Genomic DNA, 17,870 nt, shown 5'->3' with positions numbered 1-17,870 from the left:
GTTGCGCATCCGCCCGTGGGGGTCCGCGAAGACGCCGGCGGCTTCGACCTGAGGGCGCCGGACGGCACCCGGTACCGGGTCGACCTCACCACCGGGGTGCTGGATCCCGGCAACGGGCTGCTCGCCGGGTACGTGGCGGGCCGCCGGGTGGTGGCCTTCGTCAGCCCGACCGTCGACCGGCTCTACGGCGAGCGGCTGCGGGCGTACCTGACCGGCGCCCTGGCGCCGGGCCAGTGGAGCGTGCACGTCATACCCACCGGCGAGCACCGCAAGACGCTCGCGTCCGTGGAGCGGGTGTGCGCCCTCGCCAAGGCGGACGGGCTGGACCGGCACGGGGTGATGCTGGCCGTCGGCGGCGGCATCGTCGCGGACGTCGTGGGCTTCGCCGCGTCCATCTACGCCCGGGGCATCCGCTACATCAAGGTCAACACCACGCTGGTCGGCCAGGTCGACGTCGGCGTGGGGGTGAAGACCGGCGTCAACGCCCTGCACACCAAGAACATGTTCGGCGCCTACCACCCGGCGCACGCCTCGCTGAACGACCCGGCGTTCCTCGCGACGCTCCCGCACCGGGAGATCCGGTGCGGCCTGGCCGAGATCGTGAAGATGGCCGTGATCCTGGACGGGGACCTGTTCGGGGCGCTGGAGCGGCATCCGGACGTCTTCCGGCGGCCGGACGACGAGGGCGGGGCGGAGCGGGAGCACCCGCACGGGGAGCTGGAGCAGTACGTGCTGCGCACCTCGATGCGGCTGATGATGGAGGAGCTCTGCCCCAATCTGCGCGAGCACGACCTGGCCCGGCTGGTCGACTTCGGGCACACCTTCAGTCCCGTCGTGGAGACGGCCGGCGAACACCGCCTGGAACACGGCGAGGCCGTCGCCGTCGACATGGCGCTCTCCGCGCACCTGGCCCGGCTGCTCGGGCTCGCCGACGAGGAGACCTGCGAGCGGATCGTGGCGCTGCTGCGCCGCATCGGGCTTCCGGTGTTCGACCCCGGCACCTGCACGCCCGATCTGATGACGCAGGCGCTGCGGGCCTCCTGGCAGCGCCGGGGCCGCAAGCTCCATCTGGTCGTGCCGACCGGGATCGGCAAGTCGGCCTTCGTGGAGGAGCTGGCGGACCTGCCGCAGGAGGTGCTGGTGGCGGCCATCGAGGCGCTGGCGGCGGACGGGGGGCGCGGCGATGCCTGAGCCCGTGGTCAACCTGCGGGAGCTGCTGGCGGGCAAGGAGCACGACCACGGCGGCCTGGGCACGATCCTCGCCCACCGCCTCTACGCCTGTCCGGCCGATTCCCCGGGAGCGCGGTTCATCGACCTCGCGGTGCTGCCGGCGGGCACGTCGATCGGCCGGCACCGGCACGGCGCCGACCGCGAGACGTACGTGGTGCTCGACGGCAGCGGGCTGATGTTCCGGGACGGCGCGCGGTTCCGGGTGGGCCCGGGCGACGTCGTCGTCAACGACCCGTACGGGGAGCACGGTCTGCTCAACGACTCGGAGCGGGAGCTGCGGCTGCTCGTCTTCGAGGAGGAGCGGCCCGCGGCGCCGCACGGGGACTCCGGCGAGCAGGGGCCGTCCGGCGCGGGCGCGTCCGCAGCGGGATCGGATGCCGGGGGACGGGGTGGCGAGGGGCGGGAGGCCGAGGGACGGGGTGGCGAGGGACGGGGTGGCGAGGGACCGGGTGGCGGGGACGCCTCCGCGGAGGGAGCGGGTGGCCGGCGTGGCGAGTGAGGAGGAGGTGTTCACCGTGCTCGACGTGGGCGGCACCACGCTCCGGGTGGGCGGCTACGACCCCGCGACGGGCACGCTGTCCGGAGTGCGCCGGGTGCCGGTCGACGGCATGCACCGCGACCCCGGCGCCCCCGTGCCGGTGCTCCAGCGGCGGGTGGTGGACCAGATCGTCCGCGAGGTCGGCGAGCACACCGGCGGCCGGGCCCCGCGCGCCCTGGGGGTGGCCTTCGCCGGTCCGATCACGGCCGGCGGTCTCGTCCTGGCCGCGCCCACCGTGTGGGGACGGCGCGGGGAACCGCTGCCGCTGGGCGAGTTGCTGACCGGGCGGACCGGCGCGCCGGCCGTCGTCGTCAACGACCTGACGGCGGCGGCCTGGCGGTACGCCGCCACCGAGCCGGGCGACTTCTGTCTGCTGACGGTGAGTTCCGGCATCGGCAACAAGGTGTTCCGCGGCGGCGAGGTCCTGATCGACGCCGACGGCCACGGCGGGGAGCTGGGGCACTGGGTGTGCGACGTCTCCCCCGACGCGCCGCTGTGCGACTGCGGCGGACGCGGCCACCTGGGCGCCGTCGCCTCGGGGCGGGGCGTGCTGGCCGCGACCCGCCGGGCCGCTCTGGCCGACCCGGCGGGATTCCGCCGTTCCCGGCTCGGCGCGCTGTGCTCCGGACGGGCCGAGGAGATCGGCAACCGGGCGATCGCCCGGGCGGTGCGCGAGGGCGACGCCTTCGCCACCGAGGTGCTGCGCGGCACGCTCGCCCGGCTCGCCCAGGCGATCACGGCGGTGTTCACCTCGATCGGGGTGTGCCGCTACATCGTGATGGGCGGTTTCGCCCTGGCCGTCGGGGAGCCCTACCGGCGTCTTCTGGTGGCCGAGCTGGTGCGCCTGGGCTGCTTCGGCCTGGACGCCGGGCAGGTCGACGCGATGGTGTCGCTGGGCGTGGCCGACGACGACCACGGTCTGATCGGCGTGGGACGGCTGCTGGCCGAGCGCATGCCCGCCCCCTCCTCCCAGGGGGCGCCGTGACCGGGGAGAACACGCTCGTCGTGGGCAGCGGACTGGTGGGCTCCGGCATCGCCCGGCGGATCGCCACGGCCGGCGGCGCGCAGTCGCCGCAGGCGTCGGTGACGCTCGCCTCCCGCCGCCGGCCGGCCACGCCGCCGGAGGCGTACGGAGCGGGCTGGGAGGCGCTGGACGCGACCGACGCGGCGGCGTGCGCCCGCCTCCTCGCCCGGGTGCGTCCCGCACGCGTCGTCCTGGTGCACGGACCCTCCGACGTCACCTGGTGCGAGGACCATCCGGAACGGGCCAGGGCGGCGCACGTGGCCGTGGCGGAGAACTTCGCCGCCCTGGCCCCGGACGCGCGGATCGTCATGATCTCCACCGACAACGTCTTCGACGGCCACGCGGCGCACAACACCGAGAGCACCCCCGTCTCGCCGGCCAACGCCTACGGCCGGGCCAAGCTGCTGGCCGAGGAGGCGCTGCTCGCGGGGGCCGCCCGGGCCGTGGCGCTGCGCGTCAGCCTCGTCTACGGCCACGAGCCCGCCGACGCGGGCAAGTGGCTGAACTTCTTCGCCGCCTGCGCCCACCGGCTGCTGCGCGGCGAGCGGGTCGAGGCCCCCGACGACCACTGGACCACGCCGGTGGTCCTGGCCGACGTGGCAGAGGTGACCGCGGCGCTGCTGGACGCCGACGGTCCGCTGCCGCCGGTCCTGCACCTGGGCGGCCCGGACCGGGTGACGCGCGCCGAGTGGGCCGCGGAGATCGCCCGGATCCTGGGGGCGCCCGCCGAGCTGGTGGTGCCGGTCCCCCGGGCCCGTACGCGCTACGCGTCCCGCCCCGTGAACGCCTGCCTCGCCGGGGAGATCCTGCCCACCCTGCCGGCCACGCGGTCGATCGCGGTGCGCGGGGTGCGCGAGGGGGCCCGGCTGGTGGCGCCCGCCTTCACCGGCACGCCGTAGGGCCACCGAACGACAACACATCGTGGGAGCACACATGGGAAGTTCACCGACCTCGCCCGGTTCGCCCGGCCCCTCCGGTCACGACGTCGTCGTCCTCGGCGGCGGGGTCGCCGGGTGCGTCCTGGCTGCCCGGCTCAGCGCGGACCCCGGGCGGACCGTCTGCCTGGTGGAGGCGGGTCCGGACTACGGGCCCCGGCAGCGGGACTGGCCGGAGAAGGTGCGCAACGCGCGTGCCCTGCCGCGCGACGACGTGTGGGAGCGGCACACCGCGCCGCACCGCGTCCGCGCACGCCTCCTCGGCGGGTCCTCGTGCGTCAACGGCTGCTGGAACACCTGGGGTTCGCACGCCGACCACGCCGAGTGGGTGCGGGCGGGCGGCGAGCGGTGGTCGGCCGGGGCGATGGAGCCGTACCGGCGCGGAGCCGTGGACGGGATGGGGCTGCGCACGGTGCCGGACGGCGAACTGTCCGCCTGGAGCACGGCCGCGCTCGCCGCGGCCGGTGAACTCGGTTACTCCGAGGTGGACATGGCCGTGCCGGGCGGTCCCGGCCGCGGCCGGCCGCTGCTCAACGCCGTCGACGGACTGCGCTGGAACGCGGCCTTCGCCTATCTGGATCCGGCGACCCGGGCCCGGCCGAACCTGACGGTGCTCAGCGGCGCCCTGGTGGACCGGCTCACGGTGCGCGACGGCCGGGTGCGCGGCGTGCACATCGTCGTCGACGGCGTTCGGACGACCCTGGTGGCCGACACCTACGTGCTGGCGTCCGGCACGTTCGGCTCGCCCGCCGTGCTGATGCGCAGCGGCGTCGGGCCCGCCGCGCACCTGGCGGAGCACGGCATCCGGTGCGAGGCCGACCTGCCGGGGGTCGGCGCGAACCTGTCCGACCAGCCCGGTGTGTTCCTGCCGCTGGCCCCGACCGACGAGCTGAACGCCGCGCTGGCCGCCAAGGAGGCGAGCGGGGAACTGTACGTCAGCCGGATGCTGGTCAGGGCCGCCAGCGAGTACTGTCCCGACGGCGCGTGGGACCTGCATCTGCTGCCCACCGCGGGACCGCCGCTGTTCGGCAAGCTGCCGCCCGGCCGGTACGAGGCCGGCGTCTCCGCCTTCCTGATGAAGCCGGCCTCGCGCGGCCGGGTCCGGCTGCGGTCGGCCGATCCCGCCGAGCCCCCGGAGATCGACCCCGCCTTCCTGACCGACCCCGACGGCCGCGACCTCGCCGTCCTGCGCTCCGGCCTGGACAAGGCGCGGGAACTGGCCGGCGCCCTTCAGTCGCTGGCCGGTCCCGGCGCGGGCGAGCCGGTCCAGGACCTTCCGGACTCCGCCCTGCGCGACCGGGTGGGCACCTACTGGCATCCCGTCGGCACCTGTGCGATGGGCCCGATGGAGGACCCGTACGCCGTGGTCGACGGCGAGGGCCGGGTGCGGGGCGTGTCGGACCTGCGGGTGGTGGACGCCTCGATCCTGCCGACGGTGCCCGCCGCCAACACCCAGCTTCCGGTGCTCGCCCTCGCCGAGATGCTCGCCGACGCCCTGAGCCACTGACCGGCCACGCCACCCGTCGCGGCCGGCCGGCCGCGACCGCACACCGAGGAGGCCGTCATGACGGCGCACACCGACATCCGCACCCACCCACTGCTGTACGGGTGCATGGGACTCGGCGGCGGCTGGGACACCGCGCCCTGGACGGCCGAGGACGTCCGGCACGCCGAGGCCGCGATCGAAGCGGCCCTGGCCGCCGGGATCAGCGCCTTCGACCACGCCGACATCTACCGGCACGGCAAGTCGGAGGCCGTCTTCGGCGAGGTGCTCGCCAGGGCGCCGGGGCTGCGGCAGCGCATCGTCCTGCAGTCCAAGTGCGGGATCCGGCTGCCCGACGGCGACCGGCCGGGCCACTACGACCTGCGTGCGGCGAGCATCGTGCGGCGGGTGGAGGAGAGCCTCACCAGGCTGCGCACGGACGTCCTGGACGTGCTGCTCCTGCACCGGCCCGATCCGCTGACCGGTCCCGAGGAGATCGCCGGGGCGGTCGCCTCGCTGCACTCGCAGGGCCTGGTACGGCAGTTCGGTGTGTCGAACATGAGCGGTGCGCAGCTCTCGGCCCTCCAGGCCCACCTCGACGTCCCGCTGGTCGTCGACCAGTTGGAGATGAGCCTGGCGCGCCGTGACTGGGTCGAGGCCGGAGTCCTGTTCAACACACCCGCCGCCGCGGGGGTGGGCTGCCCGCCGGGAACGGTCGAGCACTGCCACGCGAACGGCGTCCGGCTCCAGGCCTGGGGCGCCCTGGCCCGCGGCCGGTTCGCCGACGGCGCCGACACTCCGGTGAACCGGCTGGTCGCCGACCTCGCCCGGCGCCACGGGACGACTCCGGAGACCGTCCTGCTGTGGTGGCTCCGCAAGCACCCGGCCGGCATCGCCCCGGTCGTCGGGACCACCCGCCCCGAGCGGATCCGCGCCTGCGCCGACGCGGTGGCCCGGGAGCCGGGCCTCTCCCACGAGGAGTGGTACGAGCTGTGGGTGGCCGCCCGGGGCGCCCCGCTGCCCTGACCGGCGCCCGTTCGCGGGCCGCGGGCGGACCGGCCGGCGCCCGTTCGCGGGCCGGCCCCGGCGCCCGGGGCGTCCCGCTCCCCCGCGGGTCGTCGTCGCCCTTCCCGGACGGTTCCAGGACCGCCGCCGCCACGCGGTCGCGGAACGGAACCACCGGCGCCCGGGGACGTTCGGGTCGCGGAGGCGCCGGGCCACTGCGAGGCCGAGGTGGCCAGGCCCAGGTGGCCAGGCCGAGGGGGACGGATCGAGGGGGACGGGGCAGGTGCGCGCGCCGGCGCGGGGACGGTGCCGGGCAGCGGCCTCACCCCGCTCGCGCTCGGCCGCCGGGGCGTGCCCGCTCAGCCACGTGTCGGCGGCTCAGCTCTTGCCGAGCTCCCAGAAGCGGAACACGGTGGAGGGGTCCAGGCAGTACTCGACGCCGTGGACGTCGTCGCGGACGACCGCGTACTGCTTGCCCTGCCAGACCGGCAGGACCGGCACCTCCCGGGCCACGATGTCCTGGATCCGGCCGAACTCGTCGGTGGCGGCGGTGCGCTCGCCGCGGGCGGCGGTGGAGGGGATCAGAGTGTCGGTGATGGTGCGGTTGGCGTAGTTGTTGTCCAGCACGTTGCCCTTGCCGAAGAAGGGGGCCGTGAAGTTGTCGGGGTCCGGGTAGTCCGGCACCCAGCCCTTGACGTAGACGCCGTACCGGCCCGCGGAGATGTCCTTCTCGTACCGGTCGAAGGGCACGGACCGCACGTCGGCCGTGAAGAGCCCGCTGGCGTTGAGCTGGGCGGCGATCACCCTCAGTTCCTCGTCGGTGGCCGGACCGTAGCGGGTCGGGGTCGACCAGAGGGTCAGCCGGACCTTGTCCGTGATGCCCTCGGCGCGCAGCGCCGCGGCGGCCTCGGCCTTGGACGGGGCGGCGCCGTAGGCGTCGAAGAAGGCGGTGTCGTGGCCGCTGATGCCGGCCGGGATGATCGAGTACAGCGGGATCGCGGTGTCCTGGTAGACCTCCTTGACCAGGGCCTCGCGGTCGATCAGGTGGGCGACGGCCCTGCGCACGCCGAGCCGGCCGGCCACCGGGTCGGCCATGTTGAAGACCAGGTGCTGGACCTCCGCGCTGCTGCCCTCGACGATGTCGACGCCCTTCCTGTCGCCCTGCCGGTCGATGTCGGTGATGTCCCGGGTGCTCAGGCCCCGGTAGGCGATGTCGACCCCGCCGTCGGTCACGGCCTTGCGCAGGGCGTCGCGGTCGCCGTGGAACAGCTTCAGCGTCACGCCGGAGTTCTTCACCTTCACGGTCCCCCGGTAGTTCGGGTTGACCGAGAAGACGGCCTCGTCCTTGCCGAAGGAGACCAGCTCGTAGGGTCCGGAGCCGACGGCCCGGCCGTCCGTGCGCAGCGCGTGCGTGCTGTACTGGCGGTGGTCGACGATGGAGCCGGCGCCGGAGGCGATCTTGCTGGGGAAGGTGGCGTCGGGCGCCTTGAGCCGGAAGACGACGGTCCTGTCGTCCGGTGTCTCGATCGTGTCCAGCGACTGGAACAGGACCGCCGGACCCGCGGCGTCGTCGATCCTCAGCACGCGTTCGAAGGAGAACTTCACGTCCTCGGCGGTGAGCCGGTCGCCGTTGCCGAACTTCAGGCCGTCCCTGAGGACGCACTGGTAGACGCGGGCACGCGTGTCCGTGAAGGCGCACCTCCTGGCCGCCTCCGGCTCCGGCACCGTGCCGCCGTCGGGGAAGCGCAGCAGGGACTGGAAGACATTGTCGAACAGCAGCCACGACCCCGGGTCGTAGCCCGAGGCGGGGTCCGTCGCCAGGACGTCGTCGGACATCCCGACAACCATGTGCGGTCCGTCGCTGCCCCAGTCGGCGGCCCCGGATCCGCAACCGGTCAGCAGCGTGGCGAGGAGTCCCGCGACCACGGGCAGCACCGGCCACTGATTACGCATGTTCACTGCACGTGCCTCGTCTTCGGTTCTCGGGTGTGCGAGGGGTCGAGGTTCCCGACGGCCTCCCGGTGGGAGCGGCCCGAACCTCACCGAGGACGGGCGGCGCGAACCGGGGGCGCACCTCACACACGACAGGGGGTGTGTGTTCTGTTCACACCCAAGAGGCAGGTGTCCGGTTCACACCCAAGCGGTCCTCGCTCGCCGCGGGCCGCGGCGACGCCGTGGGCCGGCCGAAGAAGAGGGCCCGGCCCCGCGTGGTGTGCGGGGCCGGGCCCTGGCTCGTGTCCGCCGGTCCGTCAGCTCCGGCGGGAGCCGGTCGCCGCCGGCCGGCCGTAGCGGCGCTCGAAGCGCTCGACGCGGCCGGCCGTGTCCATCACCCGGGAAGTGCCGGTGTAGAACGGGTGACTTGCCGACGAGATCTCCACGTCGATCAGCGGGTAGGCGACGCCGTCCTCCCAGACGATGGTCTTGTCGCTGTCCGCGGTCGAACGGGTCAGGAACAGGGCGTCGGCGGCCCGGTCGCGGAAGACGACCGGCCGGGACGCGGGGTGGATGCCGTTCCTCATCGGGTTCTCCTCCTCATGGCCGTCCGCGTCGCGGCGGACGGGAGTTGCTCGGTGTTCGGCGTGCTGGGGGTGTCGGCCGGTTCAGCGTTCCTCGCGGAACGCGACGTGCCCTCCGGCCACCGGGTCGTACTTGCGCAGCACGAGCCGGTCGGGGTCGTTGAGACGGTTCTTGCGTGTCACGTAGGTGACGCCGGTCCCGGCCGTCGACCTCAGCCGGACGACGGGGCGCACGGTACTGCGTGCCATGAGAGGTTCTCCTTCCCGCTCACCGCCCGAGTCTGTGACCCGAGCATGTCAGCTGACTGGCTCAACCACGGTGGGGGGCCGAACATTCCCGGGCCTGCCGCCGCCGGCCGGGCCTCGCCGCGCACCGGCCGGACCACGACGGGAACACGGCGGCATCACCGTGTCCGGCGCCTGCGCGGGCCCCGCACCGGACCGACGGCGACGCCCTGCGGCCGGGCACACCCACCGACACACCTGCCGACACACCTGCCGTCTTCCGCCGGGCCGCACGAACACACCTCGCCACCCCCGCCCGACCACCGGGGTTTCCCGTGAGCTACTCACACCTCGGCTATCATCGCTCGACGCATGATCCACATGTAGGTGTTAGTTGCCACAGGAAGGCGCCGCCCGTTCATGAATGTCGGCTTCATCGGCCTGGGAGTCATGGGACAGCCAATGGCGCTGCGCCTCGTCCGCTCCGGCACACCCTTGGTGGTATGGAATCGCACGGCCGCCCGAACCGCCCCCCTGTATGAAGCCGGCGCCGACGCGGCGGCGGATCCCGGCGAGGTGTTCGCCCGTGCGGACGTGGTCCTGCTGATGCTGGCCGACGAACACGCCGTCGACACGGTTCTGGGGCGCGGCGGCCCGCACTTCACCGCCCGTGTCGCAGGCCGGACGGTGGTGCACATGGGCACGACCTCACCCGCGCACTCCCGCGCCCTGGAGGCCGACGTCCGCGCGGCGGGCGGACGTTACGTGGAGGCCCCCGTCTCGGGATCCCGCGTGCCGGCGGAGAACGGCACGCTGGTCGCGATGCTGGCCGGCGACGAGCGGGCGGTGGACACCGTACGGCCGCTGCTCGCGCCCCTGTGCCAGGAGACGTTCGTCTGCGGTGACGCACCCGGCGCGCTGCTGATGAAGCTGTCGGTGAACCTGTTCCTGATCGCTCTGGTGACGGGGCTGGCCGAGGCGCACCACTTCGCCGACCGGCTGGGAGTCGACCGGACGCTGTTCTTCGACGTCCTGGCCGCGAGCCCGATGGCGAGCCCGGTCTCCCTCATGAAGGCGCCCAAGCTCCTCGCCGAGGACTTCGACGTGCAGGCGGCGGTCCTGGACGTGCTGAAGAACAACCGGCTCATCGCCCGGGCCGCTCGCTCGTCCGGTATCGCCTCCCCACTGCTCGACACATGTCACGCGTTGTTCGAGGAGACGGTGGCCCTGGGGCACGGCGCCGATGACGTGATGGCGGTCCTCCGCGCGATCGAGGCCCGCACGGACCGAGTGGTGCCCGCCTCAGCGGTCGCCTTCGACTCGTCCACCTGTTGAGCGAATACTTCGAGGGGAGCGGAATTGACCATGCGATCGGCGCATCCGTCGAGGAACGAGGCCGCTGGGGCGGACATCGACGGCGCGGACTGGTCCGGCCTGCGCCCGGAACCGGACCTGGTCCGGGCTCACCGCGCGTCGGGCGTCTGGCGGAGCGAGGGACCGCCGGCCGACCTGCGGAAGTGGTGCGAGACGACCCCGGAGGCCACCGCGGTGATCGCCTACCGGGAGGGGGCGGACCCCCGGCACCTCACCTACCGGGAGTTCGGCGAGTACGTGGAACGCTTCGCCGGCGCTCTGCGCGCTCTCGGAGTGGGCCCCGGGGACACCGTCGCCGTGCAGTTGCCGAACTGGTGGCAGGTGAGCGCGCTGCTGCTGGCCTGCGCGAGGGTCGAAGCCGTCTTCGCGCCCGTCATGCCGACCGTCGGCCCCCGTGAGCTGGAACGGGTGCTCAGACGGCTCGACGTCGTCGTCTGCGTCACCGCCGACCGGTGGAAGGGCACCGACTACGCGCGGCCGGTGGCCGACATGGCCTCCCGCCTCCCCCGGTTGCGGCACCGGGTGGTGCTCACCGACGGCGACGCCCCGGAAGGCGCGGTGCACTTCGGCCGCCACTTCGAGCTGACCGCGTGGGAGGAGAAGCGGGGAGCACCCCGGGAGGTGACCGCCGGCGATCCGGACCGGGTGGCCGTGGTCCTGTTCACCTCGGGGACGACCGGCGAGCCGAAGGGAGCGCTGCACACCTTCAACACCCTGTACGCGGGAGCCCGGCCCGTCGTCTCGGCGGAGGAACTGGGGTGCCGGGACCGCTTCTTCACCACCCAGGCGCTCACGCACATGTTCGGGGTGATGTACAACATCATGGTTCCCCTGCTGGCCGGCGGCGCCACGGTGCTGCTGGACACCTGGGACCCCGGGAGGGCTCTGGACATCGTGTCCGAGACCGGGACCACCGTTCTCGGGGGCGCGCCGCCGTACCTCACCGCGCTGGCCGACGCGACCAGGGCGGGCGGGCGGCGGCTGCCCGCGCTGCGCATGGTGCTCTGCGGCTCGACCACGATCCCCGGTCGGCTGGTCGCCTCCGTCCCGCAGGTGTGGGGAGTGCCGCTGCGCAGTTTCTGGGGGATGACCGAGGTGCCCGGGCACGCCTGGACCCGCCGGGACGATCCGCCCTTGTGGGCCCTGCGCAGCGACGGGCGGCCGGGCTCCGGGATCGAAATCGACTTCCGGGCCGACACCGAGGCGCCGCCCACCCCGGAGCAGCCGGCGCGCCTCTTCGTGCGCGGGGGCGGCGTGTGCCTGGCGACCTTCGGCCGTGACAGCGGCCGTCTGCGGGTGACGTCCCGCGTGGACGACGGCTGGTACGACACCGGCGACCTGGCTGTTCCGGACGGGCGGGGCGGCCTGCGCCTCGTCGGCCGGACCGCGGACCGCATCGGCGGATCGTTCATGATCCCGGTCCGGGACGTCGAGAGCGAACTGCTGACGCATCCCGAGGTGGCGGACGTCGCCCTCGTCGGTTACCCGGACGGCCAGGGGGGTGAGCTGGCCTGCGCGGTGGTCGTCCCCGGTGAGGCCGCTCCCACACTGGCCGGCCTGCGGGAGTACCTGTCCGCCCGGGGAATGACCCAGTGGTACCTGCCCAGCCGGCTGGAGCTGGTGGCGGAGCTGCCCCGCAACGAGACCGGCAAGGTCCGCAGGGACGTGCTCCGGGCCCGGGTGCGGGGTGAGCTCCCCGGGGACGGCCCGTCCTCCGTGTGACGCGCCCGCGGGCGAGCCGTACCGCCCTCGCCGGCTCGCCCGCGGATCCCTGGCGGCCGCTTCGGCCGGGAATTGACTAACCGGTTAGTCAGATCTATCTTTTGGCTAACCAGTTAGTCAATGCATGGAAAGAGCAGCCCATGTCCCAGCGCACGTGGTTCATCACCGGCATCAGCAGCGGTTTCGGACGCAGGATGGCCGAACGGCTCCTGGACGGCGGCGACCGGGTGACCGGCACGGTCCGTGACGTCGGCTCCGTCAAGGACCTCCGGGACCGGCACGGCGACCGCCTCGCGGTGCACCGGCTGGACCTCACGGACGGGGCGGAGGCGATCACCGCGGTGGTCGACGCCGCCTTCCACGCGGCCGGCCGCGTGGACGTGGTCGTCAACAACGCCGGTTACGGACTCTTCGGCGCGGCCGAGGAACTGACCGACGAGCAGATCGTGCACCAGATCGACACCAATCTGCTCGGTTCCATCCGGGTCGTCCGCGCGGCGCTGCCCCACCTGCGGGCCCAGGGCGCCGGCCGCATCCTCCAGATCTCCACCTACGGCGGCCAGGCCACCAACCCCGGCGCCGGCGTCTACAACGCCGCCAAGTGGGGCGTCGAGGGCTTCATGGAGGCCACCGCCCTCGACGTCGCCCCCTTCGGCATCGGCGTCACCATCGTCGAGCCCGGCAGCGCCGGCACCGGTTTCCGTACCGGCGGCGCCCGCCTCGCCGAGCCGCTGGCCGCCTACGACGGCACTCCCGCCGCCATGGTCCGCCGCATCAAGGACCCGTCCCTGCCCTCCGTCGGGGACGTGGACAAGATGGTCGCCGCCATGATCGCCAGTGTCGACCGGCCGGACGCGCCCCGCCGGCTCGCCCTGGGCAGCGACTCCTACCGCTACATGCACGACGCCCTCACGTCCCGCGTGGCCGAACTGGAGAACGGCAAGGAGACGGCCTTCTCCACCGACCTCATCCCCGCCGGCTGACCACGCCCCGCGATCCCGTCCCGCTCCGGCCGGGTACGGGACGGGATCGGTCCCGCCGCCCCGTGCCGGAACCGGGACTCGTGGCACGCCTCCGCCCCCGCACGCCGCCGGTCGGCACCGGCCTCCCGCCGGACCCTCCCGGGCGCCCGGCCCCGAAACCGGGCCCGCCCGCCCGGGAGGGTGAGCGGGCCGTAGACTGACTAACCGGTTAGACAGTGGGACGGACAGCCGGCCGGACGATCACCGCGTCCGCTCGGCCGTCCGGCGAGAAGAAGGGGTGCCGCATGACCGCCGCGGGGAACGCCGAGCAGACCAAGGCCCTCATCCTCGATGCGGCCATGGAGGAGTTCTCGGCGTACGGCATCGCCGGCGCGCGGGTCGACCGCATCGCCCGCCGGGTGGGTTGCAACAAGAACCTGCTGTACGTCTACTTCGGCAACAAGGAGACGCTCTTCACGACGGTCCTGGAGCGCAACCTGAAGAAGGTCTACGAGGAGATCGAGTTCACTCCCGACGACCTTCCCCGGTATGCGACCGCCGTCTTCGACTTCGCCATGGCGCACCCGGACCTGATGCGGCTCATGCTCTGGTCGAGCCTGGAACAGGGCGCCGACCGCCTCGAGGCGCGCGCGGACGCGCACTCCGACAAGATCCGGGCGATGGCACCGGCTTCCGGCGGGACACCGCACGCGCCGGCCTTCCGCGGCGCGTTCCTGCTCACGGCGATCATGGCCATCGCCACGGCGTGGTCGGCCGCGAGCCCCTTCGGACCCACGCTCGACCCGGACGCGCCGAACCAGCCGGAGGCGCTGCGCGAGGAGGTCTCGAAGGCGGTCGCCCTGCTGGCGGGCCCGTCCTTCGGCGGGGGCGGGGCCGACCGGGGAGCCGGCGGCTGAGCGCGGGGCGGACCGGCCGGGAGCCGGCGACTGAGCGCGGGGCGGACCGGCCGGGAGCCGGCGACTGAGCTCGGGGGCCGACCGGCCGGGGAGCCGGCGACTGAGCTCGGGGGCCGACCGCGTGCCGCGCGGGAGACGCCGCGGGACGTGCCCCTCCGGGGCCTGACGACCCGCCACGGACGGACACGCCGCCGCCCGCCGCGCCGCCGCCCGCCGTTCCCGCACGCCCGCCCGTCCCGGCACGGGCCTCACCCCCGCCTCACGGGCAGTTCACGTGGCGGGAAGCCGTCCTGCGGGCCGTCCGTGCCCACGGCGGCGGCGCGGTGCGCGGCGGTGCGGGCGACCACACGGGCCGCGTGCCGCGCCAGGTCGTGGAGACCGGGCCGGCCGGGACCGTGCGGGCCGGGCGACGGCGACGGTGACGAAGGGGTGCGGGACGTCACGGCGAGTTCGCACACGCGCGGACCCGCTCCCTCCAGTCCCGCCGCGAGAGACCGCACCAGCGCCGACTTGGCCGCGCTCACCGCTTCGGGGAGGCCGGGGAACGCCGGGGGTTCACCGGTGCCGGGGACGCTCAGGTACACCAGCGCCCCGGACCGGGACAGCAGCGCGGTGAGGGTGAGCAGCGCGTGGAAGTGACCGGCCAGCTCCCACTGGACGGCGTCCCGCCGGTCCTCGCACCGCGTGCCCGAGGCGCCGGGGAATCCCGGCCGCTCGGGCGGCGCGGGGTCGCCGGGGCACAGGACGGCCCCGTCGAGTGGCGCGTACCGGGTGAGCAGCGCGGCGACGAACGCCCGGTCCGGGTCGCCGACCACGACCGGTTCGACGACCAGCCGCCCGGCCCCCGTCCTCACCGCGTACACCGCGAGCCGGGCCAGCTCCTCCGGGCCGCCGTCGGTCACCACGACGGTCGCGCCCTCGCCGAGCAGCACTCGGGCGACCGCCTCCCCCACGCCGCCGGCCGTTCCCGCCACCAGGAAGGTCCGTCCGGACAACGGCGGGTCCTGCCGCGGGCCGTTCATCGGGAGGCCGCCTCCACATAGGCGGCGGCGCGGCGGAGCAGTTCGGGAGAGGTGCCGAACTGTGCGACCAGTCGACCGTGTTCCGCGCAGAGCAGGCCGCGGACGCGGCCGGTGCGTTCACACCGGTCGACGTGCAGGTGCCGGACGTTCCCCGGCACCCCCTCCCCGGGCCCGGCCCCGCACACCGCGCAGCCGCCCCCTTGTCCGGCGAGCATCCGCTCGTAGTCCGCCAGGCCGATGCCGTACTTGCGCCGCAGGTAGGCGTCCCGTGTCCGGCCGGAGACGCGCCGGCGCTCGTCCCGGCACCGCTTGGAGCAGTACGCGGAGGTGACCTTCAGCCGCCGCGGTACGTACGGCTCCCCGCAGTTGTCGCAGTCACGGCTCTGGTGCGCGACCTCGGGGCGCTCGCCGCGGGCGTAGGCGGCGTTGCAGGGTCTGCACCAGGTGCCGGTCCTGCCGCGGTAGGAGGGTGAGAACTCGTCAAGGGGACGCTCCTGTTTGCACATCCCGCAGCGTTGTACGTCGCTCATCGGCTCGGATCGCTCTCCTCGCGCTGCCGCGTGTCACCGTGGCGCCCCGGACATGCCGCCGATGCCGTCCGCGTCGCATCGGCAGCATCCCTCGGGACTGTGGATCGTTCGTGGATCGGGCGTCCCCGGCCGGGTGTTCCCGCCTCCACCGTGTCCCCATACTCACATGTGCGGAGCCGCCGCAAAACACGTGTGTTCGCTGGAACGGGGCGGGGGGCACGGCGGCCGGGGCCGGGGGGCACGGCGGCCGGAGCGGGGCCGCTCACCGTCCGGCGACGTGCCGTGCCGTCACGCGGCCGGTGCGGCCCGGACTTTCCGCCCCGCTCCTCCCCGGACAGCCGGAGGTGTCCGGCCCGGGACCGGATCACAGGCGGAGGCGTTACGCTGGCCCGCGAAGCCGCGTTCCGGCTTCACCGCGCCGCACGCGCGCCAAGTGCTCCCGTGCGCAGTGAAACCCGGCGGTTCCTCCCCGACCGGCTCTCGCCACGGGAACAGCACGTCGCGGCCCCTCGTCCTCATCCGGCACCGGTCGGCGCGTCACGTGTCGGTACCCGCCGCCGACGGCGGCCGCCCACCCGTCCGCGCACCGACATAGCGACAGGAACCACACACATGTCGACCTCCGGCCCGGCATTCCGCTGCGCCTCCCCGCCCCGGCCCGCCGTGCGTCCGATCGGGACACGGGACGGGCGGGCCACCGTGACCCGACCGGCCACCGACGCCGATCTCGACGCGGTCAACGCCATGCACGCGCGCTCCAGTCGGCAGTCGCGTCACAGCCGGTACCAGGGCGCCCGACGGGAGATCAGCCCCACCGAGTGGGCCGCGCTGATCCGCCCGGGCCGCGGCCTGGGCTGGGTCACCCATCCCGTCGGCGACCCGGAGCTGGTCGTCGCGGCCACCCACCTCGTGCGCGCCCGCACCGGGCACGCCGGCGAACTCGGCATCCTGGTGGAGGACGCCTGGCAGGACGCCGGTCTCGGCTCCGGTCTGGTCCGCCACGCCCTGGGTGAGGCACGCTCCCTCGGCCTGCGCGTCGTCACCGTGATGACCGACCGCGCCAACCGCAGGATGCTCTCGATCTGCCGCGCGCTCGGCGCCCGCACCCTGAACGTGGACGGCGCCACCCTGGACCTGGCCCTGCCCGTGCCCGGCCGCCCCTGCACCCCGCCGCACGGCGTCCGGGGCCGGGACGCGGGCCGCGGCGACGGTCTCCGCCGGCCGGCCTGAGGCGGGCCGGCGCCCCGGCGCCGAGGCTCGCGGAGGAAGGAGCCGTCGTACGGCACGGTCCCCCGGGGCGTGCGAACCGCCATGACGAAACGCGTAAGTCGTTAGACGGATCAAGCCACCGGCGCGTCCGGGTGAGACTCGTTCCATGGCTCGGCGCCGCTGACGCGGGACCGACGATCCCGTATGCGGTACGGCCGCGGCCGGTGCGCCGCGTCCGTGCACAGCCCGCGGCGCTCCGGCGGCCCGGCCCGGTCAGCACCAGCGTTCCACCTCCGAAAGGGAAAACGATGCCGTTCATCAAGGTCGGCCAGGAGAACTCCACCGACATCAACGTGTACTACGAGGACCACGGCGCCGGTCAGCCGGTCGTCCTCATCCACGGCTTCCCGCTCAGCGGTCACTCCTGGGAGAAGCAGTCCGCGGCCCTGCTGGAGGCCGGCTACCGCGTCATCACCTACGACCGCCGCGGTTTCGGCCAGTCGAGCCAGCCCACCACCGGCTACGACTACGACACCTTCGCCGCGGACCTGAACACCGTGCTGGAGACCCTGGACCTGAACGACGTCGTGCTCGTCGGCTTCTCGATGGGCACCGGCGAGGTGGGCCGCTACCTGGGCGCCTACGGCTCCGCCCGGATCGCCAAGGCCGCCTTCCTGGCCTCCCTGGAGCCGTTCATGCTCAAGACGGACGACAACCCGCAGGGCGCCGCCCCGATCGAGTTCTTCCAGGGCGTCTCCGACGCCGTGAAGGCCGACCGGTACGCCTACTACACGGCGTTCTACCAGGACTTCTACAACCTCGACGAGAACCTCGGCGCCCGCATCAGCGAGGAGGCCGTCCGCAACAGCTGGAACGTCGCCGCCGCCGGTGGTTCCCACGCCGCTGCCGCCGCGCCGCTGACCTGGTTCACCGACTTCCGCGCCGACATCCCGAAGATCGACGTGCCGACCCTGATCCTGCACGGCACCGCCGACAACATCCTGCCCATCGACTCCACCGCGCGGCCGTTCCACGAGCTGCTGCCCTCCGCCGACTACGTCGAGGTCGAGGGCGCCCCGCACGGCCTGCTGTGGACCCACGCCGAGGAGGTCAACGAGGCGCTGCTCGCCTTCCTCGCCAAGTAGCCCCGACGACGGCGGCCTCCGGGGGACTCCTCC

General features: G+C 74.0%; 17 protein-coding genes. 12 read left to right on the top strand and 5 right to left on the bottom strand.

Annotation, left to right across the window (positions count from 1 at the left end; translation table 11 throughout):
- The first annotated feature begins 15 nt into the window (after window positions 1-15).
- The 6 genes from ACF061_RS21010 to ACF061_RS20985 are packed head-to-tail and all read left to right on the top strand — an operon-like array spanning window position 16 to window position 6,236.
- Window positions 16-1,191, top strand: coding sequence for a sedoheptulose 7-phosphate cyclase (locus ACF061_RS21010; RefSeq protein WP_392268433.1), 1,176 nt, complete (start codon window positions 16-18; stop codon window positions 1,189-1,191).
- Complete coding sequence (locus ACF061_RS21005; protein WP_392268432.1) at window positions 1,184-1,729, top strand: cupin domain-containing protein; 546 nt, start codon at window positions 1,184-1,186, stop codon at window positions 1,727-1,729. The genes ACF061_RS21010 and ACF061_RS21005 overlap by 8 nt, the downstream gene beginning before the upstream one ends.
- A complete protein-coding gene (locus ACF061_RS21000) occupies window positions 1,719-2,753 on the top strand; it encodes an ROK family protein (RefSeq protein WP_392268431.1) in 1,035 nt (344 codons plus the stop codon). Before ACF061_RS21005 ends, ACF061_RS21000 begins: the two co-directional genes overlap by 11 nt.
- On the top strand, window positions 2,750-3,691 hold the full coding sequence (locus ACF061_RS20995; protein ID WP_392268430.1) for a sugar nucleotide-binding protein: 942 nt from the start codon (window positions 2,750-2,752) through the stop codon (window positions 3,689-3,691). The genes ACF061_RS21000 and ACF061_RS20995 overlap by 4 nt, the downstream gene beginning before the upstream one ends.
- 34 nt (window positions 3,692-3,725) lie before the next feature.
- Window positions 3,726-5,234 carry a GMC family oxidoreductase gene (locus ACF061_RS20990; RefSeq protein WP_392268429.1) on the top strand — a complete coding sequence of 503 codons (1,509 nt, stop codon included), beginning with the start codon at window positions 3,726-3,728 and terminating at the stop codon, window positions 5,232-5,234.
- A gap of 57 nt (window positions 5,235-5,291) precedes the next feature.
- Complete coding sequence (locus ACF061_RS20985) at window positions 5,292-6,236, top strand: aldo/keto reductase family oxidoreductase (protein WP_392268428.1); 945 nt, start codon at window positions 5,292-5,294, stop codon at window positions 6,234-6,236.
- Window positions 6,237-6,593: 357 nt separating this feature from the next.
- On the opposite strand, the gene ACF061_RS20980 is transcribed toward ACF061_RS20985, so the two are convergent.
- The 3 genes from ACF061_RS20980 to rpmG form a co-directional block, all read right to left on the bottom strand.
- Window positions 6,594-8,174, bottom strand: coding sequence for an ABC transporter substrate-binding protein (locus ACF061_RS20980; RefSeq protein WP_392268427.1), 1,581 nt, complete (start codon window positions 8,172-8,174; stop codon window positions 6,594-6,596).
- A gap of 290 nt (window positions 8,175-8,464) precedes the next feature.
- On the bottom strand, window positions 8,465-8,734 hold the full coding sequence (locus ACF061_RS20975) for a type B 50S ribosomal protein L31 (protein WP_392268426.1): 270 nt from the start codon (window positions 8,732-8,734) through the stop codon (window positions 8,465-8,467).
- A gap of 81 nt (window positions 8,735-8,815) precedes the next feature.
- Entirely contained in the window at window positions 8,816-8,980 is a 165-nt protein-coding gene (gene rpmG, locus ACF061_RS20970) for a 50S ribosomal protein L33 (RefSeq protein WP_392268425.1), read from the bottom strand.
- A 396-nt stretch (window positions 8,981-9,376) separates the two neighbouring features.
- Here rpmG and ACF061_RS20965 point away from each other — a divergent pair, with 396 nt between their 5' ends.
- From ACF061_RS20965 to ACF061_RS20950, 4 genes are all read left to right on the top strand, one after another.
- Window positions 9,377-10,291, top strand: coding sequence for an NAD(P)-dependent oxidoreductase (locus tag ACF061_RS20965; protein WP_392268424.1), 915 nt, complete (start codon window positions 9,377-9,379; stop codon window positions 10,289-10,291).
- Between the two features lie 30 nt (window positions 10,292-10,321).
- The gene (locus tag ACF061_RS20960) at window positions 10,322-12,052 is read left to right on the top strand and encodes an AMP-binding protein (protein WP_392268423.1); all 1,731 of its coding nucleotides are present in this window, start codon (window positions 10,322-10,324) and stop codon (window positions 12,050-12,052) included.
- Between the two features lie 140 nt (window positions 12,053-12,192).
- Window positions 12,193-13,035 carry an SDR family oxidoreductase gene (locus ACF061_RS20955; RefSeq protein ID WP_392268422.1) on the top strand — a complete coding sequence of 281 codons (843 nt, stop codon included), beginning with the start codon at window positions 12,193-12,195 and terminating at the stop codon, window positions 13,033-13,035.
- 284 nt (window positions 13,036-13,319) lie between these two features.
- Window positions 13,320-13,931 carry a TetR/AcrR family transcriptional regulator gene (locus ACF061_RS20950; RefSeq protein WP_392268421.1) on the top strand — a complete coding sequence of 204 codons (612 nt, stop codon included), beginning with the start codon at window positions 13,320-13,322 and terminating at the stop codon, window positions 13,929-13,931.
- Window positions 13,932-14,179: 248 nt separating this feature from the next.
- Here ACF061_RS20950 and ACF061_RS20945 read toward each other — a convergent pair whose 3' ends face one another.
- Window positions 14,180-14,953, bottom strand: coding sequence for an SDR family oxidoreductase (locus tag ACF061_RS20945; RefSeq protein ID WP_392268420.1), 774 nt, complete (start codon window positions 14,951-14,953; stop codon window positions 14,180-14,182).
- Window positions 14,950-15,483: an endonuclease domain-containing protein gene (locus tag ACF061_RS20940; protein WP_392268419.1), complete on the bottom strand. Its 534-nt coding sequence runs from the start codon at window positions 15,481-15,483 to the stop codon at window positions 14,950-14,952. The genes ACF061_RS20945 and ACF061_RS20940 overlap by 4 nt, the downstream gene beginning before the upstream one ends.
- Window positions 15,484-16,182: 699 nt before the next feature.
- On the opposite strand from ACF061_RS20940, the gene ACF061_RS20935 reads away from it, so the two are divergent.
- On the top strand, window positions 16,183-16,713 hold the full coding sequence (locus tag ACF061_RS20935; RefSeq protein ID WP_392268418.1) for a GNAT family N-acetyltransferase: 531 nt from the start codon (window positions 16,183-16,185) through the stop codon (window positions 16,711-16,713).
- Window positions 16,714-17,000: 287 nt separating this feature from the next.
- Entirely contained in the window at window positions 17,001-17,837 is an 837-nt protein-coding gene (locus ACF061_RS20930) for an alpha/beta fold hydrolase (RefSeq protein WP_392268417.1), read from the top strand.
- Window positions 17,838-17,870: the final 33 nt, after the last annotated feature.

Origin of the sequence: Streptomyces sp. NPDC015220 (assembly GCF_043079345.1) — a bacterium.
In the GTDB taxonomy this organism is placed as follows: Bacteria; Actinomycetota; Actinomycetes; order Streptomycetales; family Streptomycetaceae; genus Streptomyces.
This window is presented reverse-complemented; position numbering and strand designations above follow the sequence as displayed.